Source organism: Gordonia sp. SMJS1 (assembly GCF_029866425.1).
Classification (GTDB): domain Bacteria; phylum Actinomycetota; class Actinomycetes; order Mycobacteriales; family Mycobacteriaceae; genus Gordonia; species Gordonia hongkongensis.
The window spans coordinates 4,338,406-4,360,320 of record NZ_CP123381.1; the positions used below are offsets into that span (position 1 = coordinate 4,338,406).

The window sequence follows — 21,915 nt, forward strand, 5'->3', positions numbered from 1 at the left end:
ACCCCTTCCGCCGGCTGAGCCTGTCGAAGCCATAAGAGCGGCGGCCGAGTTCTCTCGGTCGCCGCTCTTTCGCATGCGCCCGGCGGGTGCGGGGGCGTCCTCCCCGCACGCCGCCCGGCGCGAATGGCTCAGTTGTGGTGCATTCTCAACTGTCGTCGGATGAGATCAACGGCCCGGAATCGCCGGCACGCCGGCGACGTCGGTGCCACCGCCGGTCAGGGCGGCCGCTGAAGCGGAGGAGCCCGTACCGAATCGGTCCAACGGGTTGTCGATGCGCCGGACGTTCCACCAGAAACCGGCGTTGTCGGTCAGGTTCTCGGCGTAATCGGAGATCGCGTACCCCGCGATGGAGGACGGGAAGCAGCCGAACCAGGTGGTCTTGATGGTGAGCGACTCGTTCTTCTTCAGCAACGACTTGAACTTCGTCGCGCCGTTGATCTCCTGCAGCGTGACGTTACGGAAATCGCCGTCACGCGCGGTGACGCGCATGAACCGGGTCATGCTCCACGCCTGATTCCACGGCGTGCCAGGGGCTGCGAACTGGCAGTAGACCCCGCCCGTCATCTGGAGGTTGGGAACGGCGGCCTGTGCCGGCGCGGCACCCACCAACGATCCACCGGCGATTCCTGCAGCGACCAGAACCCCTGTGAGAGCCCGTTTCAGCGATTTCATCGATCCTCCTCGTTCGTAGGCGACACTGTGTTTCCCGACGTCGCCGTCGTGGGAGCGGTTCACGCCATCCCACCCGACGACCGGTCTTGCTGCGGTCGGCCCGAGATGCCCACCGACACCGGGACTATCGACCCAGCCTGAGCGAAGTGTTACCGCGCGCACAGCGATCCCTCAGGTTTCGTCGACAATTCGTTATACGAACGACACCGACGACCGAGCTCGACGCCGCGCATGACGAATCATCCAAGAAGGTTGGTAAGGTTTACCTTCGTGCGCCGATCCCTCCGACTTCTCGGAATCCCGCTGCTCCTGGCGGTCCTCGCAGCGCTGGTCGTCGCCTCGGTTCTCTTCGGCACCCGACCGGTCCCGCTCGACGAGATCTGGCCCAGCTTCACCGCCGGTGTCGAAGAGATCCGGAACGCGCTGATCAACCTACGGATGCCGCAGGTGCCCAAGGATTCCGATGTCGACGGCATCGTGTGGGATCTGCGCGTGCCGCGCACTCTGCTAGGCCTCGCCGCCGGACTCGCGATCGGCGCTGCCGGTGCCATCACCCAGGGCCACACCCGCAACCCGATCGCCGATCCCGGCATGCTCGGCGTCAACGCGGGTGCCGCCTGCGCGGTCGTCGGCGGCATCTACCTGCTGGGCATCACCAGTCCTATCGCGTTCATGTTCTTCGGCCTCGTCGGGGCGATCATCGCCGCCACCGTGGTGTTCGGACTGTCGTCGCTGAGCGGCTCGAGCCCACTGACCCTGGTCCTCGCCGGCACCGGCCTGACCGCGATGCTGACCGCCATCACGTCCGCGATCGTGCTCGTCGACACCAATTCGCTGGACCAGTGGCGCTTCTGGAGCGTCGGCTCCACCGCGGGTCGGGGCATCGACGTGTTCTGGGCGAGCCTGCCGTTCATCACGGTGGGCCTCGTCCTCGCGCTGGCGAGCGGCTTCTTCCTGAACGTCCTGAGCCTGGGCGACGACATGACCAAGGCCCTCGGTTCCCGTGTCGTGCTCATCCGCGCCCTCGGCGTCCTGACCATCACGCTGCTCATCGGCGCGGCGACCGCGGCGTGCGGGCCGATCGTGTTCCTGGGCCTGGTCGTACCGCACATCGCCCGCGCCTTCGTAGGCGCCGACTATCGGTGGATCATCCCGTATTCCGCTCTGCTGGGCGCCATCCTGCTCGTCGGATGCGACATCCTCGGCCGGATCGTCGCCCGTCCCGGCGAAGTGCAGGTCGGCGTCATGCTGGCACTGGTCGGCGCACCCTTCCTCATCGTCATGGTCCGCCGACAGAGATTGGGGACCGTGTGAATCCGCCGACCTCCATCAAGACCGACATCACGTCCGGAACCACGACGAAGGGCCGGATCGCACCGCACCCCGGCGGTTATCGGATCGCCGTCGAACCGCTGTCGATGGTGGTGCGGCCACGGATGCTCACCGTCGCGGTCGTGTCCACGGCCGTCACGGTCGTCCTGTTCCTCACGAGCGTCGGTGTCAGCGACTTCCCGCTGACCCCCGTCGACGTCGCCCGCATCCTGCTCGGCGGCGGCACCCGCGTCGAGAACGTGGTGGTCTTCGACGTCGCGCTGCCCCGAGCGCTGGTCGCGCTGCTGGTGGGATTCGGTCTGGGCCTTGCGGGTTCGATGACCCAGCTGACCGCCCAGAATCCCCTGGCGACACCGGACATGCTCGGCATCACCGCCGGCGCGAGCGTGGCGGCGGTGACCGCCATCGCGTTCTCGACCACCAGCTGGGGTGCCTGGCTGGGCGATCTCGGCGTCCCGGCGGCGGCGATGATCGGCGGGTTGCTCACCGCGGTCGCGATGTACGTCCTCGCCTGGCCGGGTCGCAAGGCCAACAACGGCATCAACCCGTTCCGGCTCGTGCTGATCGGCGTCGGGATGACGTGGTTGCTGCAGGCGCTGACCCAGTTCCTCCTCTCGCGCGCCGACATCCGAGATGTGGCTCGTGCGCAGGTGTGGATCGTCGGGTCGGTGTCCAACGTCGGCTGGTCCAACGTGTGGCCGGTCGCCGCCGGTGTCGTCGCGAGCATCATCGTGGTGGTCGTCCTGGCCCGCCAGATCGGGATGCTCAGCCTCGGACCCGATCTCGCCCGCGGACTCGGAGTCCGGACGGGCGCGGTGTCGACGACGCTGCTCCTGACCGCGGTTCTGGTGAGCGCGCTGAGCGTGTCCGCGGCCGGGCCGATCGCCTTCGTCGCGCTGCTGGCCCCGCAGATCGCGCTGCGGCTGGCCGGTACCGCCGTGCCCACGCCGCTCGTGTCCGGTGTCATCGGTGCGTCGTTGGTACTGGGCGGCGACCTGCTGGTGCGTACGGTTCTGCCGGGCGGCCTCCCGGTCGGCATCGTCACCGCGGCGATCGGCGGCCCGTTCCTGATCTACCTGATGATCGTCATGTCCCGAAAGGCGAGCGTATGACCGCGTCATCCCTCGAATCCCCTGCCACCACCGCCCGATTGCGGGGCGTCGGACTGACCGTCGGCTACGACGAACGGATCGTCATCGACGGCCTCGACATCGACATCCCCGATGGTCAGGTCACGACGATCATCGGTTCCAACGGATGTGGCAAGTCGACACTGTTGCGTTGTCTCGCACGGCTGTTGCCACCCCGGGCCGGTGCGGTCTACCTCGACGGCGACGACATCTCCTCGGTCCGGCCCAAACAGGTCGCCCGCACCCTGGCGATCCTGCCGCAGAATCCCATCGCGCCCGAAGGGCTCACCGTCGCCGATCTGGTGGGGCGGGGACGTCATCCGCACCAGCGCTGGTTCGCGCAGGCCAGCGCGGCCGACGAGGCGGCAGTGGCGCTGGCGATGGAGATGACCGACACCCTCGACCTCGCCGACCGCACCCTCGACGCCCTGTCCGGCGGTCAGCGGCAACGGGTCTGGATCGCGCTGACGCTCGCGCAAGACAGCGATCTCATCCTGCTCGACGAGCCCACCACCTACCTCGACCTCGCGCACTCCATCGACGTCCTCGACCTGGTCCGCCGGCTCCGCGACGAGCACGGCAAGACCGTCGTCATGGTGCTGCACGACCTCAATCTGGCCGCGCGCTACAGCGATTCGCTGTTCGTCATGCGCAACGGAGCCATCGTCACCACCGGCTCGCCCACCGAGGTCATCGACGCCGAGACCCTCGACGCGGCGTTCGGCCTCCGGGCGCACGTCATGACCGATCCGATCACCGGTGGCCCGCTCATCGTGCCGCTGGACTCCCGGACCCGCGCTACCCCCACCGCTCCCTGATCCGAAAGCGCGGCCCCTGCTCCCTGAGATGCGAAGAGCGACAGCGACAGCCCCTCCGCTCCCTGAGGTGCGAGCGAAGCGAGCCACGAAGACATCCCAGGGGTGCAAGGTGTCAAGCGGCGAGGTTGGCGCGGTGGTTCCAGGCGGTGTGTTCGTTGTAGAGGGTGCGGTGTTTGAGGCAGCCGTGGAGGATGCCGATGAGCCGGTTGGCGAGCGCACGCAAGGCTTGGGGGTGGGACTTCTTCTGATCTCGCAGGCTGTCGTAGTAGACGCGGGCGCCGGGACTGCCGGTCAGCGCGCTTTGCGCCATCGCCATGGCGGCGGCGTTGAGGCGGGTGTTGCGGATATGGCGGGCCAGCACGACGTGCCCTTTGCCTGAGGCGATGGTCCGTGGTGAGGTGCCGGCATAGTTTCTGCGAGACTTGGCGGTGGCATAGCGTTCGGGGTCGTCCCCGAACTCGCCAAGCATCCGGGCGCCGGTGATGTCACCGACTCCGGGCATGGACAGGTAGATCTCGGCGTCCGGATGCGCTCTAAAAGACTGGGCCATACTGGTTTCCAGTTGATCAATTTGGGTGTTGAGCGTCGTCAGCATGTTCACCGTCACGGTCACGGTCGCCGCATACGCTGCGGTAAGTGCCTCCGGTGCGCTCAGATGACCGCCCCCACGCAGGGCCTGCTGGATCTCGCGGGCACGGGTATCGGTATTGCGTTGGCGGCCACCCTTTTTCAGAGCTGATCGGATCGCCGCGACCGTCAGTGCCGCTCCCTGTCGTGGGGTGGGAGCGCGACGCAACACCGCCAGGCAGTCTTTGTGGGCGAGGTCGCCGCCGAAGGCATCGACCGCGGCCGGATAGTAGGCGCCCAGTTGAGCGCGCAACACGTTCTGTTGTGCTGAGCGCGCCCACACCAGATTCTGATGCGTACGGGCCATCACCGTGATCGCCTTGACCTCGACGGTGTCGGCGGCGACCAATCGATGATTGTGCCGGTCGGTCCGCACCAGATCAGCCAGCGTTTTCGCGTCAGCCTTATCGGATTTGGTGCCCCCGACATGGTGGCGGTCGCGGTACCGCGACACCGACAACGGGTTGATCGCATACACCTGATAGCCCGCGGCGACCAGGGCGGCGACCCACATGCCGTGATCGGTTTCGATCCCCACCACCACCTCAGAGGGGTCGTGGGCGAACCGGGCGAGCAGGTCATGCATCGCCGTCACGCCGGCCGCGTTCTCGGGTAGTCGGCGGGTGGCCAGGGTGGTGCCGTGTTCATCCATCACGCACACGTCGTGATGATCCGACGCCCAGTCGTTGCCCACACAGATCATGTCGGTCGTTCACCTCGTCTTCGGTCGTCTCGATCGATCGTCGGTGTGAACCTTGGGGTGATCACCCTTGACGCGGCCTAATGGATCAGTGCTCACCCCACATGGTTCAGGGGGCACGACATCCCAGAAGCGTTCTAGCGGGTGATCCTTACCCGGCCGGGCCACGGTCTTCGTGTAGAAATCCGACACCGTTTCAGGGTCTCGGAGTGGTCACCGGCCGGGAAGGCTCACACAAACCAGCATCCCCTGCAGGACGCCGATCCACCCCCATTAGGGTCTCGCAAGGCGTCTCACCAGGCCCTTCGTGGCTCGTCGCTTACGCTCCTCGCACCTCAGGGACCAGTGGGTGTGTGGCTCTTCCGGATTAGGGAGCACGGGCGGCAGCTCGCAAGCTCGCTCCTCAGGGAGCGGGGGGAGGCTCTTCTCGTCCAGCCGGTTTCGCGAGCATCCGCTCGCGAAGAGAGTCGTAGACCGGCGGCGACCCGGACAGATGGGCGACGAGCACCGCGGCGGCCGTTGCGGCCAGCATGGGGAGGGCGACCGTCGTCGTCGCGGTCATCTCCATCACGACGACCATCCCGGTGAGCGGGGCCCGGACGACCGCGCCGAACAGCGCCGCCATCCCGGCGAGGATCATCGCGCCCCGAAATCCCGATGCTCCTGAATCCGGTTGTTGCACAATGATGTCGGCGACCTCGGCGAAGGCGGCACCCCACAGGGCGCCGAGCGCGAGCAGCGGTGCGAACAGGCCACCGGGCGTGCCCGCGGCATAGGAGAGCGGACCCGCGACGAACCGGACGAGGAAGAGCGCGACGAGTGCGGGGAGTACGACACCGCCGTCGACGACCGCCTGGGTGAGGCCGTCCCCGCCGCCCGCGGTGCGCGCGTCGACGGCGAGCAAGGCGCCGATCACCGCACCGATCAGGGCAGCGCGACCGATCGGCGGTATCCGCGAGAATCGACCGACCCAGCCGAGGGTGCCGAGAACCATTCGGCTGTAGGCGATCCCGATGAGTCCGGAGACGAGACCGAAGACCACGAAGACGGGCAGCACCGTCACCGACGGCACGTCGAGCGAGGGCACGTCGAAATCCGGGCGGTCGCCCAGGATGACCCGGCCGGCGGCGACGGCGGCCACCACGGCGAACACCGTCGGCACCACGAGGCGCAACCGGACCGAGCGGCCGACCTCCTCGAGTGCGAAGAGCGCGCCGCCGATCGGAGCCGTGAACGCCACCGCGAGTCCGGCGCCGCTGAGCGACGTCTGCATCACCCGGACGTCGGCGTCGTCGAGACCGCCGCGCCGGCCGGTCTCCGCACCGACGACCGAACCCATGTGCACCGTCGGACCTTCGCGGCCCAGCACGAGTCCCGACCCGATCGCGGCGAGCGCGCCGAAGAACTTGGCCGGGATGAGGCGCAGGGGCGCCGGTGACGCCTCACCGCGCTCGACGGCCTCCACGTGTTGGATTCCGCTTCCCGCCGCGGTCGGCACCAGCCGGACGGCGAGCGCGCCGAGCGCCGCACCGGTCGCGGTGACCGCGATCGGGAACAGCCACCCGGGGACACCGAGTCCCGCCGACCAGTCGAGCATCTCGACCCGCCAGCGGTCCAGGTGGTCCAGGCACCAGCGGAAGGCTCCACCGAGTACGCCGGTCAGCAGACCGGCGATGGCCGCCAGCAGACACAACCGCACCAGGCCGCGGTCGGCACGCTGTGGCGAGATCACACGTGGACGCTACCCCGCCGCGGGCATCACACCGGCTGAATCAACCGCCCCTGCACCACAAGCGAGGCGTTCTGCTTCAGCCGGCGCATCCGGATGCTGACCGAGTACCCGGTGACGCCGCCGATCGCGGCGACCCGGGTGCGCAGATAGTCGTGGAAATGCGCGGTGTCCCGGCAGATCACCGACACCATGAGGTTCCACTCGCCGCTGACCGCCGCCGCGAACGCCACCTCGTCGTGAGCCGCGAGTTCGGTGCCCACCTGATCGAGAGCCGAAGGGGTCACCGTCAACCACAGCGTGGCGCTCAGGCCGAAGCCGAGCCGGTCGGGGAGGATCTCGACGTCGTAGAACAGCGCACCCCCGCGTTCGAGCGTGCGGAGCCGGCGGCGCACTCGTCCGACCGTCCATCCGCAGATCCGGGCCAGTTCGCGGTGCGCTCGCCGACCGTCCTGGGTCAGCGCGTCGATCAGCACGGCATCGTCGGCCGTCAACCGCGCGCCACCCGCCGGGGCATCGCACGACGGATCGTCCTGCTCGGGGTCCTCCGGCATGTCGTCGACCACAGCAGCCGCAGCGGAAGCGAGGAGGTCGCGGTCCCGATCAGAGAGGTGGCCACCGAATCCGGTCCACCTCGACGCGGGGTGACCGGGATCGAAGGCGTGCAGGACGAGATCGATGCGGACGTCGGTCACCGAGGCTCGGGCGGGGAACGTCTTGGCGATGGCCTCCTCACCGGCCACGCCGAGCGGCGCCCGGATGAGACAGATGATCTCCGCACCACCGGACGCGACATACGCGAAGGCGACATCACGTCGGCGGGCGAGCGAGGACGCGAGCGGTTCCATCCGGTCCGGACGGCACCGCACCCGCGCCACCCACTCCGACTGGCCGCGGACGGATGGCTTGATGATCCCGACGACCTTCATCACGCCGGCCCGCCGCATCGCCTGGTAGCGGCGCGCCGCGGTCTGCTCCGAGATCCCGGCCACCTCACCCAGCTGGCGGAACGTCGCACGCGGCGACATCTGCAGCGCACGGAGGATCGTGCCGTCGATGTCGTCCATGGTGGAGGAAGTGTATCGCCGCGCGACCCACAGTGCCGGATCGATACCGGCACTCGGGATCTGTGCGTGGTTTCGTAGACGCGGACCAGACAATGAACTCCTGCGCCGTTCGGCGACCCTCATCGACCTGCGAAAGCGAGCGCGTTGACCGCGACCATCTCCCCCGTTCCCACCGGCGTACCGACTCCCCCGGCACGTCGGACGGCCACCGTCGTGATGGCCTGCCTCGGCGTCTTCGTCGCCTACCTGCCCATCACGAGCGTCGCCGTCACCCTGCCGGCGATCGGCACCGCCTTCGGCGCCTCGACCGCCCAGTTGTCCTGGGTACAAGACGCGTTCGTCCTGCCGATGGCCGCATTCATCCTCACCGCCGGAGTATTCGGCGACGTGCACGGCCGACGCAAGGTCTATCTGGTGGGGCTCTGCCTCACGGCGTCGGGCGCGTTGGTGGCGCTGTGTGCGCAATCGATCAGCATGGTGTGGATCGGACAGGCGCTCGCCGGAACGGGCGCAGCCGCCCTCCTGCCCACGACCCTGGCACTGATCAGTCACGCGGTCCCCGACTTCCGGGAACGGGGCAAGTTCATCGGCATCTGGGCGTCCGCACTCATGCTCTCGCTGACCGTCGGGCCGCTGGTCGCGGGTCCGGTCGCCGAGTCCGCCGGCTGGCGATGGATCTACCTGCTGCCGATCCCGATCGCCCTCATCGCGCTGGCGGTGGCCGCGACGATGCTCCCGGAATCCCGCGCGCCCCATGCCCGTCGCCTCGACTGGTCCGGCCAGATCTCGGCCGCGATCGCCGTCACGGCACTCGTCTTCGGCGTCATCGAGGCCGGCGTCTACGGCTTCGGCGACCCCCGCGTCGTCGTCGCGTTGCTGGCCGCCGCGGTCGCCGCAGTCGGGTTCGTCGTCATCGAAAAGCGTTCGGCGAGTCCGATGCTCGACCTCGACCTCTTCCGGAGCCGCGCCTTCACCGCCACCACCCTGGTCGCGATGATCGCCTTCCTGGCTCTGATCGGGTTCATCTTCGTGCTGAGCATGTATTTCGGGCTGGTTCAGCAACTCGGCACCGTCGAGGCCGGTTGGCGGCTGGCCCTCATGAACGGCGCCTCGATGCTGGTCGGCGGGCTCGCCGGCAAGATGATGCATCGGATTCACGCCCGGTTCCTGATCGGCGGCGGACTCCTGATGGTCGCCGGCGCCCAGTTCGCGCTGCTGACCCTCGACGCCCACACCTCCTTCGCCGCCATCTCGTGGCGTCTGGTCGTGCTCGGGCTCGGGATGGGACTGGTGATGGCGCCGATGACCGCGACCGCGGTGTCGGCCGTGCCCTACCACCTGTCGGGGATGGCCGCGGCCGGGAACAACGCCTTCCGTCAGGTCGGCGGCGCGCTCGGCCCGGCCGTGCTCGGCGCCCTCCTGACCGCCGGTGCGGTGAACTCGTTGCCGCAGAAGCTGATCGATGCCGGTGTCGCCGAGCCGGTACGTGACCGGGTGATCGGTGCGGTCGACACCGAGGGCCTGGCCGCCGCGAGCGGCCTGAACCTCGGCGCCGACGCCCCGGCCGTGATGAGCGCCGTCGGCGACGCCTTCCTCGACGGAATGCGTCTGTGCCTCACGTTCTCCGGCGTGCTCACCGCGGCCGCTGCGATCCTCGCACTCGTGATGCTGCGCCCCGGGCGGGCCGTCGAGGAGCAGCCGGCGGGCTGACCGCCGGTCGGTCCGTCAGCTCCGGCGGCCCCCGACGAGTGAGGTGACGTAGCGCGCCGGGACGTCGAACCACACCTCGCGCACCGGGGCCTGCTGGAGCACCGAGCCGGGCAGCTCGGTCAAGTAGGTCAGACTCAATGTTCCGCTGAAGTCGGGGTTCACGCGCTCGAGCGCCGGGATCTCGATGACGAGCCCGCCGTCGTCGATGACCGCGCGGACCATCGAACCGCGCGGGGTCGTCCACTCGTGGTCGATGGCACGACCCGCCCGACCGGGCACGCTCGACATCGTCGCGAGGACGCGTCGGGGCGTCAGGACTACAGCACCGGTGAAGGGCCGGACGTTGCCCTGCGCCGATCGACCGGGCACTTGCCCGCTGAATCTCAGTGTCACGGGCACGAATTCGACGATGAGGTACGCGCCGTCGGAGACGACCTGCGCACGGAGGTCGTCTGGGAGCTTGCCGATGCCGAGCATCCGGCGCAGGGAGGCCACCGCCACACCCTAGATCTCGGGACGCCGCGTCGTCAGGAGAACGCCGCCGCCACGTCCGCGGCGCGCCGGAGCTGATCGGGGTCGGTACTCGTCGGGATGAGTTGCACCTCGTCGGTACCGATGTCGGCGAACCGCCGCAGCACCTCGGCGAGCTCGGTCTCGGTGCCCGCCCACCCGGTGGTGGGCGCGATCGCGTCGACGAACTCCGACGGGATCCAGTTCATGTATCGATGCAGGTGCCGGGTCACCTGCGCTCGGGGACCGTCGCCCTCACCGATCGCGAACCAGAAGGACGTCGCGAGATGCGGTGCCGCCCGACCGGCATCCGCCCACGCCGACCGGGCGACGTCGAAGAGCTCGTTCTGCTTGCCGGCATCGAGATCGAGGGTGACCCCGGCGATTCCGTCCGCCCACTCGACCGCACTGCGGATGGTCTTCGGCCCGGTGGTCCCGACGTGCAGTACCGGACCACCCTTACGATGCGGCGGCGGACCGACCGGCAGGACCGACTCGGTGAGTTTCTCCCCGGCCCACACCCGTTTCATCGTCGCGGCGCGTTCGGCCAGTTGGCGCATGGTCTGCGTCGACGGGTCCGCGCCGACGGCCCGGTAGTCCTCGTGTCGCCCGCCGACCCCGAGTGCCACGGTGAGGCGTCCTCCCGACAGCATGTCGCCGGTCGCCAGCGACTTGGCGAGCATCACCGGGTCGTGCAACTGCGGCACGACGACCGTCATCACGAGCGGCACCCGTCGCGTCCACGCCGCCAGCGCGCCGAGGAACGTCAAGCATTCCGGATTGTCGAACGCGATGCGTTCACCCCAGCACAGCGAGCTGAACGGACCGTCGTCGATGGTGGTGGCCCACGAGTGGAGCATCTCGGCGTCGAGATCCGGCTCCATCACAGGCATGGTCATCCCGATGCGCACGTGCGTCATTCTGACACGGACACACCACGCCGGCGCGATTCGCAGATGTCGCGCATCGTCGCGGGATACGCAACGATGCGCGACATCTGTTGTCTCAGTGCTGGTTCCGCCCCGGACTCCCGGACGCGGCCCGCCCCACGTGCGCCGACCGCACCGGCGAGTTCTTCAGTTCGCGCAACGCCGTCCGCAGACCCCGCCGCTTCCCGGTCTCCGGGTCGACGCCGAAGTGGTCACTCATCCCCTCCCGGATCGCGAAGCGCAACTCCGACGCGGTCTCGGGCGCATCATCCGACGTCGCCTTCAACAACGAGTTCGGCAGTGCCAGCTTCGCGATGGTCCGGAACGACTGGGCATACTGACCCAGGAGGGTCCCCGTCGTGTACGGCAGGTCGTATTTGTCACACAACTCGCGGACACGCACACCGATCTCCTCGTACCGGCTGCTCGGCAGGTCGGGGAACAGGTGGTGTTCGATCTGATGACTGAGGTTCCCGCTCATGAACCGCATCAGCGGACCGGCCTTGAAGTTGGCCGATCCCAGCATCTGACGCAGATACCAGCGCGGCTGGTCCTCGTTCTCGAACTCGTCGACCGTGAATTTCTCGGCACCGTCGGGGAAGTGACCGCAGAAGATCACCATGTACGCCCAGTAGTTCCGGATGATGTTCGACGTGAAGTTCGCGGCGAGCGTCGTCTTCCAGTTCGGACCCGCCAGAGCCGGGAAGATCAGATAATCCTTGGCCGCCTGTTTGCCGACCTTGGTGCCGATCACCCGGAGATCCTTGGCCGCCTGACGGTAGGTCTTCTCCTTGTTGCGCAGCTTCTCCGTCTCCAGATGATGCAGCGCGACACCGTATTCGAAGAACGTGCCGAGTGTCAGGTTGTAGATCGGGTTACCGACGTTCCACCACTCCCAGGGCTGGTCCCGGGTGACGCGCAGGATTCCGTAGCCCACGTCGTCGTCCATCCCGACGACGTTCGTGTACTTGTGATGGACGAAGTTGTGCGAGTGCTTCCACTGCACGCTGGGGCAGGTGGTGTCCCACTCCCACGATGCCGAGTGGACCTCCGGATCGTTCATCCAGTCCCACTGGCCGTGCATCACATTGTGGCCCAGCTCCATGTTCTCGATGATCTTGGCCAGCGAGAGCATCGCGGTTCCGGCCGCCCAGGCGACCTTCTTGTCACTGAACATCAGGGCGAGCCGGCCACCGGCAGCGAGGCTGCGCTGCAGGGTGATGGCCCGCCGGATGTACTTGGCATCGGCCTCACCGCGCGATTCCTCGATGTCCCGGCGGATGGCGTCGAGTTCGGCGCCGAGGGTCTCGATGTCGCTCTCGGTGAGATGTGCGTATTGATCGATGTCGGTGATGGCCATGAAGCCTCCTACAGATCGAGGGTGCATTCACCAGACACAGCGCTGATGCATGTCTGGATTCGTTCTCCTTCCCGACGTTCCTCGCCGGTGCGCAGGTCACGCACGTATCCCCCGGCGAGCGGTACGACGCAGGTCTGACAGATACCCATCCGGCAGCCGAACGCCATCTGGATTCCCAGGTTCTCGCCCGCCTCGAGAAGCGTTGTGGCGCCGTCGATCTCAGCTTCCTTGTCCGAGATCGCGAACTTCACGGTCCCGCCTTCGCCACCATGGTCGGTGCGGGCGATGGCGAAGCGCTCCACGTGCAGCCGTTCGCGCAGGCCGCCGTCCTCGTAATGCGACTCCATCGCGTCGAGCAGCGCCACTGGTCCGCAGGCCCAGCACTCGCGTTCGCGCCAGTCCGGTGCCCACTCGTCCATCCGCGAGACGTCGAACTTGCCCATCTCCTTGGTCAGCTGGAGGTTGAGGTCGTAGTCGTCGGCCTCCTCGGCGAGTTTCTCCATTTCGTCGAGGAAGATCACGTCGTCGCGGGTGGGCGCGGAGTGGATGTGCACGATGTCGGGTGTCTGACCGTGCGAACTCAGCTGCCGCAGCATCGCCATGACGGGAGTGATCCCGCTGCCCGCGGTCACGAACAGGATCTTGCCCGGAACCGGCTCGGGCAGATGGAAGTCGCCCTTGGGCGACTGCAGCCGGATGATCGTCCCGGGGCTGACGCCGTCGACGAGATGCGACGACAGGAATCCGTCGGGGTTCGCCTTGACCGTGATCGCGATGGTCTTGTCCTCGTTGGCGCCGAACGACGTCAACGAGTACGACCGCCAGTGCCACTTGCCCTCGATCTGCAGACCGATGCCGACGTACTGGCCCGGTTTGTACGACTCGGGGAACCCCCAGCCCGTCCGGATGGTGACGGTCGCGGTGTCCTCGGTCTCCTTGGACACGTCGAGTACCTTGCCGCGGAGCTCGCGCGCGCTCCACAGCGGATTGATCAGGTGCAGATAGTCGTCGGGCAGCAGTGGGGTGGTCGCTCGGGCCACCAGACCCCGGATGATGTTGACCTCCGGTTTCCGGGCCTCGACCCCGGCCGCCGGCCGCTTGCTCCACTTCAACAGGTTCACTCAGACTCCTCCCCTAGAAATCCCCACGGCTGGAGTTACTGACCAGTACTACCCTTCGGTGCACGACTGTACACATCAATCGGTGACCGCGATCACAAGATCCGATAGTGGCAGGTCACGACCGGTGCCGCGACCCGTTCGGTCACCAGGTGAAGGCGCCGCCGGTCCAGATGCCGGTCGCGATCAGCGCGAAGAGGAGTTCGATGCCGATCGTCTTCACCGCCGCTTTCAGCGCCGAGAAGGCGCCCCGCCACGCGCCGTCGAAGCTGCGCGTGCGGACGAGTTCCGATGCCAGCGCACCCACGATGAAGCCGAGCAGCAGGCCGATGACGGGGACGACGAAGAAGCCGACGATGCCGACCAGGCCGCCGACCACGATCGTGCGGTTCGGGATCGCGTCCGCGCGCAGCGACCGGCCCGCGATCAGGTATTTGAGCACCTCGCCGACGCCGATGACGACGAGAGCCAATGCGAACACCGACCAGGCCCAACCACCCACGACGAGCGCCCAGACGAACAGTGCGCCGACGATGAGCAAGGTGCCGGGCAGGATCGGCACGACGATGCCCACCAGGCCCACCAAGATCACCGCTGCGACCAGCAGCTCACCCCAGAACGGCACCCGGACCTCGTCCGATCACTCGCCGGGCTTCGACGACGCACCGGGGCGCGCGTCGGCGGGCCGGTCGTCGGTCTTGACCATCGAGGTCATCGCCGGGGCCTGATCGTGCGGGGCCTTTTCGTGCGGGGCCGGCCGTGGCGGCGGGCCCGACGGACGCGGCGGGGTCCCCGACGGGGGTATCGGCGCGGGCGGTACCGGGCGCGGACCCCCGGCCGGCCGCGGTACGGGTGGCCGGGGCCCGGGCGGCGGTCCCGGACGACCGGGCGGCGGTCCCAGCGGCGCACCCGGTGGTTTCAGTACACCGGGAGGCGGACCCACGGGTCCGCGCGGCGGGCCGACCGGGCCGGGCGGTGGCCCGGGGCGTCGCGGGGGCGCCGGGGGCGGGGTCGGCGGAAGGGTGGCGGCCTTGCGAACGGCCGGGCGGCCCGGCACGGGTGTGACGAGCGACGCGGCGCGGACGGCACGCTCACGCGCGACCGGCACGTCGTCGGCTGTCGCAGTGACCACGCCCATGCGCCGGCGGTGGAAGCTCTCGGGCTTGCCGAACAGTCGGATGTCGGTCTCGGGTACGGCAAGTGCGGCGGCGACGTTCTCGAAACCGATCGCCGGCTCGTCGAGTTGCCCGTAGATGACGGCCGAGGCACCCGGGGACGCGAGCGTGACGTCGACCGGGAGACCGAGGATCGCCCGCGCGTGCATCTCGAACTCCGACAACCGCTGGGTCGCCATCGTGACGAGACCGGTGTCGTGCGGGCGGGGACTGACCTCGGAGAAGTAGACGTCGTCTCCCTTGACGAACAGTTCGACGCCGAAAACGCCTCGCCCGGCGAGCTTTCCGTCGCCGAGGGCGGTGGCGATCCGCGCCGCGATCGACGTTGCCGACGCGTGCGCGTCGGTGCTCATCTCATGCGGCTGCCAGCTCTCGACGTAGTCGCCGTTGATCTGCCGGTGACCGATGGGCGCGCAGAAGTGGGACGTGAGCCTGCCGGTGGCCGGATCGATCGCACGAACCGTGAGAAGGGTTACCTCGTAGTCGAATTCGACGAAACCCTCGACGATCACGCGGCTACCCTGGACCCGCCCGCCGGTGTTGGCGGTCTCCCACGCCGACGCCAGCTCCTCGGGGCCACGCGCAACGGACTGCCCCTTGCCCGACGACGACATGACCGGCTTGATCACGCACGGGAACCCGATCTGACGCGCCGCGACAGTGAGGTCCTCGAGAGTGTCGGCGAAGAGGTACGGCGACGTCGGCAGGCCGAGTTCCTCGTCGGCGAGACGTCGGATTCCCTCGCGGTTCATGGTGGCGACGACAGCGCTCGCGGTGGGGATGACCTCGGCTATACCGCGTTCGGCGACGTCGACGAGGGCCTCGGTGGCGATCGCCTCGATCTCGGGCACCACGTACGCGGGACGATGCTTGTCGATGACCGCGTGCAGGGCGGCGGGATCGGTCATGTCGATGACCTCGGCATGGTGGGCGACCTGGTGGCCGGGCGCGTCGGCGTAGCGATCGACGGCGACGACCTCGACGCCCAGGCGCTGGAACGCGATCACGACCTCTTTGCCGAGTTCACCTGCTCCGAGGACCATCACCTTGGTCGCGGTCGGACTCAGCGGCGTTCCCATGACGTCCGGCGGCCCGGTCGTCGGCGCCGGCTGGGCTGCGCTGGGCGCACTCTCGCTGTTCGACGTCATCCTCAAATCCTACTTGCCGCCAGCACAGATCCCGGCGCACTCCTCCACCTCGTCGAACGCACCGGGAACCGTCGGGTGATCATCCCGTCACCTCGTGCACGTAGCACCAGCGCCACACCTCGTCCGGCTCGGCCGAACGCATGACCGGGTGCCCGGTCTCGTGGAAGTGACCGGTCGCGTGTCGTCGCGGGCTCGAATCGCAACAACCGATGTGCCCGCACGTCAGGCACTTCCGCAGATGTGCCCAGTGGGTCTCGCCGATCGCGACACAGTCCTGGCAACTGCGGTCGTCGCCCGATACGGGCGCCGGGTCGGCGGCCGGCGCGGCGTCGAACGACTCCAGTTCGACGCAGCGCGCCGTGCTCGAGGCGTCGGAACCGGACCCCGTCGGCCCGGACGCGGCCGCGGACGATGACTTCCGCCGAAAGATCTTCATGCCCGACATTATCCATCGGGCCGGCGCGATTAGAGTCGCTCGAATGGGCGCATCGCTACTGCTGGTCGCGGTCATCGCCGTGGCGGTCGCCGCGTTGTGTCGTCGCTATGGCTGGTCCTCGCCGCTGGTGCTGGTCACCGTCGGTCTCGGGATCGCATGGATTCCCGAGTTGCCCTCGGTGGCCCTGGAACCCGAGCTCGTGCTCTTCCTCATCCTGCCGCCGCTGCTGTACTCGGCCGCGCAGGAGAGTTCGTATCAGGCGTTCCGCGCCAACTGGCGTGCAATCGGATTCCTGGCGGTCGGCCTGCCGCTGGTGACGACCCTGGTGGTCGGATATGTCGCATACCTCGTCGTCCCCAATCTCCCGCTCGCCGCGGCACTGGTCCTCGGTGCGGTCGTCGCGCCGCCGGACGCGGTGTCGGCGCAGGCGATCGGCCGCCGGCTCGGTCTGCCGCGCCGGATGATGACGCTGCTCGGCGGCGAGAGCCTGCTCAACGACGCGACGGCCCTCACCGCGTTCCGGATCGCGCTCGCCGCGGCGGTGGGGGCCACCGCGACGGTCGGCGAAGGCGTCCTGACGTTCGCGGTGGCCGCCCTCGGCGGCCTGGTCGTGGGCCTCCTCGTCGGGGTGGTCGTGTCCTGGGTGCGTGTCTGGCTCACCGACCCGCCGATGGAGACAGCGATCGGCATCATCGTCCCGTTCGCCACGTACTACGCGGCCGAGGAACTGCACGGTTCGGGTGTCATCGCGGTGGTCACCGCCGGTCTCTACCTCGGCCACCGATCGGTGCGCCTGGGCTATGCGACGCGCCTGCAGGACGAGGCGGTGCGCAAGTCGATCGACACCATCCTCGAGTCGTTCGTCTTCTTGCTCATCGGGCTCCAGCTGCCCATGCTCATCGAGGGTGTCGAGAACGAGTCGTGGACGCAGATCGCCATCGACGCCGCGGCGGTCCTGGCAGCGACGATCCTCGTGCGCATCGTCTGGGTGTACCCGGCGACCTATCTGCCCCGACTGCTCGCGACGGATCCGCGACCGCGAGCCGCCGCCGAGTCCGGCGTCGGTGTTCGTCGTCTCCTGGGCCGGTATGCGTGGCGTGGTGTCACTGGCCGCCGCGTTCGCCATCCCCGTCTACACCGAGACGAACGAACCGTTCCCCGCCCGCGCCGAGATCCTGTTCCTGACCTTCGTGGTCGTGGTGGGGACGTTGCTGATCCAGGGCACCACCCTGCCCTGGGTCATCCGCTTCCTCGGGGTGAGCGGCGACGAGCGCGCCCAGGACCGGCTGGCGTATGCGGCCGCGCAGGACCGTGCGTCCCGGGAATCCGAACGGCGCCTCGACGATTACGCCGCGGAACTGTCCGACGACGATCCGCGCCGGCTCCAGGTGGCGATGCTGCGCAAGTGGATCACCACGCAGCGCAATGTGGCCTGGGAGGAACTCGGCCGGGGTCCCGAGGATCTCGGTGAGAGTCCGACGTCCGCCGGGGCACGACTCCGGACGGAGATCCTGCAGATCCAGCGCGCGGTCTTCATCGCCGAACGCGACGCTGGACGCATCGACGACGAGGTCCTGCGAATCGCGTGGCGCCGGCTCGACTTCGCCGAGGGACAGGGCGACCGGGACGCCTAGCTCCCTGAGGAGCCCGGAGCTTGCGGGCGACCCCCCTCGCTCCCTGAGGAGCCCGGGGCTTGCGGGCGACCCCCCTAGCTCCCTGAGGAGCCCGGAGCTTGCGGAGGGCGTCTCGAAGGGTCCCCCATCCGAACGAACCCGGGGAGTTCTGCCCATTCCCACTCGACAAGCCCTGTCCTACCTTCGCTCTCATGAACACGACCATCACCCGCCTGGCCACTGCCGGCGCTTCCCTCGTTCTCACCGCCGGCGCGCTCGCCGTCGGCACCTCGACCGCGGTTGCCGCGCCCTCGGCACCGTCCTGCGATGCCGGACAACGGACCGTCACCTCCGTCGTCACCGACCGGTCGGCGGCGTCGATCTGTCAGTGGCGCGCCGACGGCACCCTCGAGTACCGGGGTGTCGCGCGTTCGAGTGGGAACACCCTGTGCATCCCGGTGTCCGAGGTGCACGTGCAGGAGAACGGCAGCGGCCGTCACTACTACGTCGCCTACAACAACGGGTACAAGTACTCTGTCTTCGACGGACTGGGCCTGAGCATCGTCGGCCCGGACGGGCGGTTGATCAGCTCCGAAGACGCGATCGGCTGAGCGAGACCCTCACTCGTCGTCGACAAATGCGGCGAACACGGTCGTCTCCTCGGTCCGGCCGCGCAGCGAGGTGGTCTCCTGCTCCTCCCACCGCTCGGCCTCGTCCCGCTGCGCGGCCTTGACCGCCCGTCCGGAGGCCAACGGCCGCCGCGGATCCCGTTTGGCCAGTTCCGACAGGCGGGCACTCTCGTTGACCGGGTCACCGATGACGGTGTACTCGAATCTCTCGATGGCACCGACGTTCCCGGCGACCACGGCCCCGTGGCTGACCCCGACCCCGGCCGACAGGTCGGGCACCTCCTCGGCCAGGCCACGGGCGATGTCGCGAGCGGCGGCAAGAGCGCTGCCGGCGGCGTCGTCGAGGTCGATGGGTGCACCGAAGATGGCGAGCACCGCGTCGCCCTCGAATTTGTTCACCAGGCCGTCGTGTTCCTCGACCGCCCGCACGATGACCGCGAAGAACTTGTTGAGGATCTCGACCACCTCGGTCGGACGGCGCTGTGCGGCAAGTGTCGTCGATCCGATGACGTCGACGAACAGCGTGGCGGCGAGGCGTTCGGTCCCACCGAGTTCCGGGTTCGACGACATGGCCGCCTCAGCGACTTCGTGGCCCACGTGCCGCCCGAACAGGTCCCGTATCCGTTCTCGCTCACGGAGTCCGGCGACCATCGAGTTGAAACCGACCTGCAGGTCGCCGAGTTCGGTGCCGTCGTAGACGACGAGGTCGGCGTTGTCGAGGTCACCGTCGCTCACGCGGTTCATCCCGGCGCGCACGCTGCGGATGGGGCCGGTGACGCTCATGCTCGACAGCAGCGTCAGCAGCAGGCCGGTGAGGAGTGCGGTGACCCCGAGGACCGTGGCCCCGACGAACAGGTCGAGCTTGGAGGTCTCGTCCCGCGCGAGCCCGAAGGCCAGCACCAGCAGGATGCCGATGATCGGGATCGCCGAACCCACCATCCACGAGACGACCGAGCGCGCCTTCACACCGGTGCGTTTGCGTCGACGGTGTCCGGCCGAGATCAGTTCCGCCGCAACGGGACGCAGCGTGAAGTCGATGAACAGATACGAGATCGCCACCACCACGACGCCACTGAGGCTCACCACGAACAGCGTCTTCGGGATCAGCTGCGGGTCGACGATCCCGTACATGATGGTGAGCATCACGGTGGCGATGCCCCACAGGAATCCCTGCACCAGTGACAACCGCCACGGCAGCCGCATCGTCCGACGGGCATCGCGCTTGGTCGGCGCGACGTCGCGGATCGCCCAGCGCAGATCACGGACGCCGACGTAGGTGCCCCATCCGATTCCCACGACGAAGGCTGCGGTGATGTAGACGGGCACCACGATGAAGTTGACCCACCACAGTTCAGCGGTGAAGATGGTCGGCTGCGGGATGCCGACCGCGGTGAGCGCGACCGCGACGATCGCCCCGAACAGGTTGGCCACCACGATCGACGCGGTCAGCAGCGTCTGGATGCGGACCCGCTGTTTGACCGAGCTCTCGCCGACGGAGCCGAGCAGGATGGACCCGTAGTCGCGACTCCCCCGCTTGGCACGCATGGGCACTAGCTAATCACGAGCCGACCGCGATTCCGCGACGAGCTCGCCGAGCGGAGCACCCCCCGCCCCAACCCTGCACCCTAATCCGAAAAAGCGACCCCATTGCTCCCTGAGGTGTGAGGAGCGCAAGCAACTGCCCGCCGCCCCACTGGCCCCTGAGGTGCGAGGAGCGCAAGCGACGAGCCACGAAGGGCCTGGTGAGACACGTTGCGAGCCCTTCGTGGCTCGCTTCGCTCGCACCTCAGGGAGCATGAAATCAGACGCTCACGGGTGTTCTTTCGTAGACCTCGACGGCCGCCAAGCCGCCGAAACCCCAGGAGCGAAGGGTCAGACGATCTCGCGCCGCACGATCGTCTGGTCCCGTCCCGGACCCACGCCCACGCACGAGATGTGCGCACCCGAGAGCTCCTCGAGCCGCAGGATGTAGTTCTGCGCGTTCTGGGGCAGTTCGTCGAAGGTCTTGCACTGGGAGATGTCCTCCCACCAGCCGGGCATCTCCTCGTAGATCGGCTTCGCGTGGTGGAAGCCGGTCTGGGTCATCGGCATCTCCTCGACGCGCTCACCGTCGACCTCGTAGGCCACGCAGATCGGCACGGTGTCGAGGCTGGAGAGGACGTCGAGCTTGGTGAGGAAGTAGTCGGTGATGCCGTTGACGCGGGTCGCGTAGCGGGCGATCACGGCGTCGAACCAGCCGCAGCGGCGAGCGCGACCGGTGGTGACACCCACCTCGCCGCCGGTCTTGGCGAGGTAGGCGCCCCACTCGTCGAAGAGTTCGGTGGGGAACGGCCCGGAGCCCACGCGCGTGGTGTAGGCCTTCAGGATGCCCAGGACGGTGGTGATCTTGTTGGGTCCGATGCCGGCGCCGACCGCGGCGCCGCCGGCGGTCGGATTGGACGACGTCACATACGGATAGGTGCCGTGGTCGACATCGAGCAGGGTGCCCTGGGAGCCCTCGAGCAGCACCGTCTCGCCGCTCTCCAGGGCCTGGTTGAGCAGCAGCCGGGTGTCGGCGATGCGGTGCTTGAATCCTTCGGCCTGCCCGAGGACCTCGTCGACGACCTGCGCCGGGTCGAGGGCCTTGCGGTTGTAGATCTTGACCAGGATCTGGTTCTTCAGCTCGAGCGCCGCCTCGACCTTCTGGGTGAGGATCTTCTCGTCGAGGACGTCGGCGACGCGCACGCCGACGCGAGCGATCTTGTCCTGGTAGCAGGGACCGATGCCGCGGCCCGTGGTCCCGATCTTCTTGTTGCCCAGGAAACGCTCGGTGACCTTGTCGATCGCGACGTGGTATGGCATGAGCAGATGCGCATCGGCGGAGATCAGCAGGCCGGAGGTGTCGACGTCGCGGTCCTCGAGGCCACCGAGCTCGGTGAGCAGCACGCCGGGGTCGACGACCACGCCGTTGCCGATGACGTTCTGCACGCCGGGCGTCAGGATGCCGGACGGGATGAGGTGCAGCGCGAAGGATTCCCCGGTGGGGAGTACGACGGTGTGCCCGGCGTTGTTGCCACCCTGGTAGCGGACAACCCAGTTGATCCGGCCTCCGAGGAGGTCGGTCGCTTTGCCTTTGCCCTCGTCACCCCACTGGGCTCCGATAAGCACGATCGCGGCCATGTCCGGTACTCCTTTGTGTGGCGCGCTTGGGACCAAACCTGACCAACACTACT

The 21,915-nt window shown here is 68.1% G+C and carries 18 protein-coding genes and 1 pseudogene; 6 read left to right on the forward strand and 13 right to left on the reverse strand.

Features of this window, described 5'->3' with window-relative positions:
• Positions 1 to 165: 165 nt before the first annotated feature.
• Complete coding sequence (locus tag QAD21_RS19670; protein WP_078112747.1) at positions 166 to 672, reverse strand: hypothetical protein; 507 nt, start codon at positions 670 to 672, stop codon at positions 166 to 168.
• A gap of 270 nt (positions 673 to 942) precedes the next feature.
• Here QAD21_RS19670 and QAD21_RS19675 point away from each other — a divergent pair, with 270 nt between their 5' ends.
• Genes QAD21_RS19675 through QAD21_RS19685 form a run of 3 tightly spaced genes read left to right on the forward strand, consistent with a single transcriptional unit; the run spans position 943 to position 3,952 of the window.
• A complete protein-coding gene (locus tag QAD21_RS19675) occupies positions 943 to 1,986 on the forward strand; it encodes an iron ABC transporter permease (protein WP_280360139.1) in 1,044 nt (347 codons plus the stop codon).
• The gene (locus QAD21_RS19680) at positions 1,983 to 3,116 is read left to right on the forward strand and encodes an iron ABC transporter permease (protein ID WP_280360142.1); all 1,134 of its coding nucleotides are present in this window, start codon (positions 1,983 to 1,985) and stop codon (positions 3,114 to 3,116) included. The genes QAD21_RS19675 and QAD21_RS19680 overlap by 4 nt, the downstream gene beginning before the upstream one ends.
• Positions 3,113 to 3,952, forward strand: coding sequence for an ABC transporter ATP-binding protein (locus tag QAD21_RS19685; protein ID WP_280360144.1), 840 nt, complete (start codon positions 3,113 to 3,115; stop codon positions 3,950 to 3,952). The genes QAD21_RS19680 and QAD21_RS19685 overlap by 4 nt, the downstream gene beginning before the upstream one ends.
• Positions 3,953 to 4,064: 112 nt before the next feature.
• Here QAD21_RS19685 and QAD21_RS19690 read toward each other — a convergent pair whose 3' ends face one another.
• From QAD21_RS19690 to QAD21_RS19700, 3 genes are all read right to left on the reverse strand, one after another.
• Positions 4,065 to 5,282 (reverse strand): IS110 family transposase, encoded by a 1,218-nt coding sequence (locus tag QAD21_RS19690; protein ID WP_159369979.1) that lies wholly within the window; start codon positions 5,280 to 5,282, stop codon positions 4,065 to 4,067.
• A gap of 400 nt (positions 5,283 to 5,682) precedes the next feature.
• Positions 5,683 to 7,011, reverse strand: coding sequence for a ClC family H(+)/Cl(-) exchange transporter (locus QAD21_RS19695; protein ID WP_280360147.1), 1,329 nt, complete (start codon positions 7,009 to 7,011; stop codon positions 5,683 to 5,685).
• 26 nt (positions 7,012 to 7,037) lie between these two features.
• Positions 7,038 to 8,075, reverse strand: a complete 1,038-nt coding sequence (locus QAD21_RS19700; RefSeq protein WP_280360149.1) for an AsnC family transcriptional regulator — start codon at positions 8,073 to 8,075, stop codon at positions 7,038 to 7,040.
• A gap of 144 nt (positions 8,076 to 8,219) precedes the next feature.
• On the opposite strand from QAD21_RS19700, the gene QAD21_RS19705 reads away from it, so the two are divergent.
• Entirely contained in the window at positions 8,220 to 9,785 is a 1,566-nt protein-coding gene (locus QAD21_RS19705) for an MFS transporter (protein WP_280360151.1), read from the forward strand.
• A gap of 15 nt (positions 9,786 to 9,800) precedes the next feature.
• Here the strand turns inward: QAD21_RS19705 and QAD21_RS19710 are convergent, their stop codons facing one another.
• The 7 genes from QAD21_RS19710 to QAD21_RS19740 form a co-directional block, all read right to left on the reverse strand.
• Positions 9,801 to 10,280: a hypothetical protein gene (locus QAD21_RS19710; RefSeq protein ID WP_223258887.1), complete on the reverse strand. Its 480-nt coding sequence runs from the start codon at positions 10,278 to 10,280 to the stop codon at positions 9,801 to 9,803.
• Between the two features lie 32 nt (positions 10,281 to 10,312).
• Positions 10,313 to 11,194 carry an LLM class flavin-dependent oxidoreductase gene (locus tag QAD21_RS19715; RefSeq protein ID WP_277243075.1) on the reverse strand — a complete coding sequence of 294 codons (882 nt, stop codon included), beginning with the start codon at positions 11,192 to 11,194 and terminating at the stop codon, positions 10,313 to 10,315.
• 106 nt (positions 11,195 to 11,300) lie between these two features.
• A complete protein-coding gene (locus QAD21_RS19720; protein ID WP_280360152.1) occupies positions 11,301 to 12,584 on the reverse strand; it encodes a fatty acid desaturase in 1,284 nt (427 codons plus the stop codon).
• A gap of 8 nt (positions 12,585 to 12,592) precedes the next feature.
• The gene (locus QAD21_RS19725) at positions 12,593 to 13,705 is read right to left on the reverse strand and encodes a ferredoxin reductase (protein ID WP_280360153.1); all 1,113 of its coding nucleotides are present in this window, start codon (positions 13,703 to 13,705) and stop codon (positions 12,593 to 12,595) included.
• 142 nt (positions 13,706 to 13,847) lie between these two features.
• Positions 13,848 to 14,327, reverse strand: a complete 480-nt coding sequence (locus QAD21_RS19730) for a DUF456 domain-containing protein (protein ID WP_068970718.1) — start codon at positions 14,325 to 14,327, stop codon at positions 13,848 to 13,850.
• Between the two features lie 15 nt (positions 14,328 to 14,342).
• Positions 14,343 to 16,025, reverse strand: a complete 1,683-nt coding sequence (purT, locus tag QAD21_RS19735; protein WP_280360155.1) for a formate-dependent phosphoribosylglycinamide formyltransferase — start codon at positions 16,023 to 16,025, stop codon at positions 14,343 to 14,345.
• 79 nt (positions 16,026 to 16,104) lie between these two features.
• A complete protein-coding gene (locus tag QAD21_RS19740) occupies positions 16,105 to 16,461 on the reverse strand; it encodes a UBP-type zinc finger domain-containing protein (RefSeq protein WP_280360157.1) in 357 nt (118 codons plus the stop codon).
• A gap of 43 nt (positions 16,462 to 16,504) precedes the next feature.
• Here QAD21_RS19740 and QAD21_RS19745 point away from each other — a divergent pair.
• Together QAD21_RS19745 and QAD21_RS19750 are read left to right on the forward strand one after the other, a co-directional pair.
• Positions 16,505 to 18,095: pseudogene (locus tag QAD21_RS19745) on the forward strand (Na+/H+ antiporter).
• Between the two features lie 191 nt (positions 18,096 to 18,286).
• A complete protein-coding gene (locus QAD21_RS19750; protein WP_068971291.1) occupies positions 18,287 to 18,685 on the forward strand; it encodes a hypothetical protein in 399 nt (132 codons plus the stop codon).
• 9 nt (positions 18,686 to 18,694) lie between these two features.
• Here the strand turns inward: QAD21_RS19750 and QAD21_RS19755 are convergent, their stop codons facing one another.
• A complete protein-coding gene (locus QAD21_RS19755) occupies positions 18,695 to 20,248 on the reverse strand; it encodes an adenylate/guanylate cyclase domain-containing protein (RefSeq protein ID WP_280360160.1) in 1,554 nt (517 codons plus the stop codon).
• Between the two features lie 327 nt (positions 20,249 to 20,575).
• Positions 20,576 to 21,862, reverse strand: coding sequence for an adenylosuccinate synthase (locus QAD21_RS19760; RefSeq protein WP_068971377.1), 1,287 nt, complete (start codon positions 21,860 to 21,862; stop codon positions 20,576 to 20,578).
• Between the last annotated feature and the right edge of the window lie 53 nt (positions 21,863 to 21,915).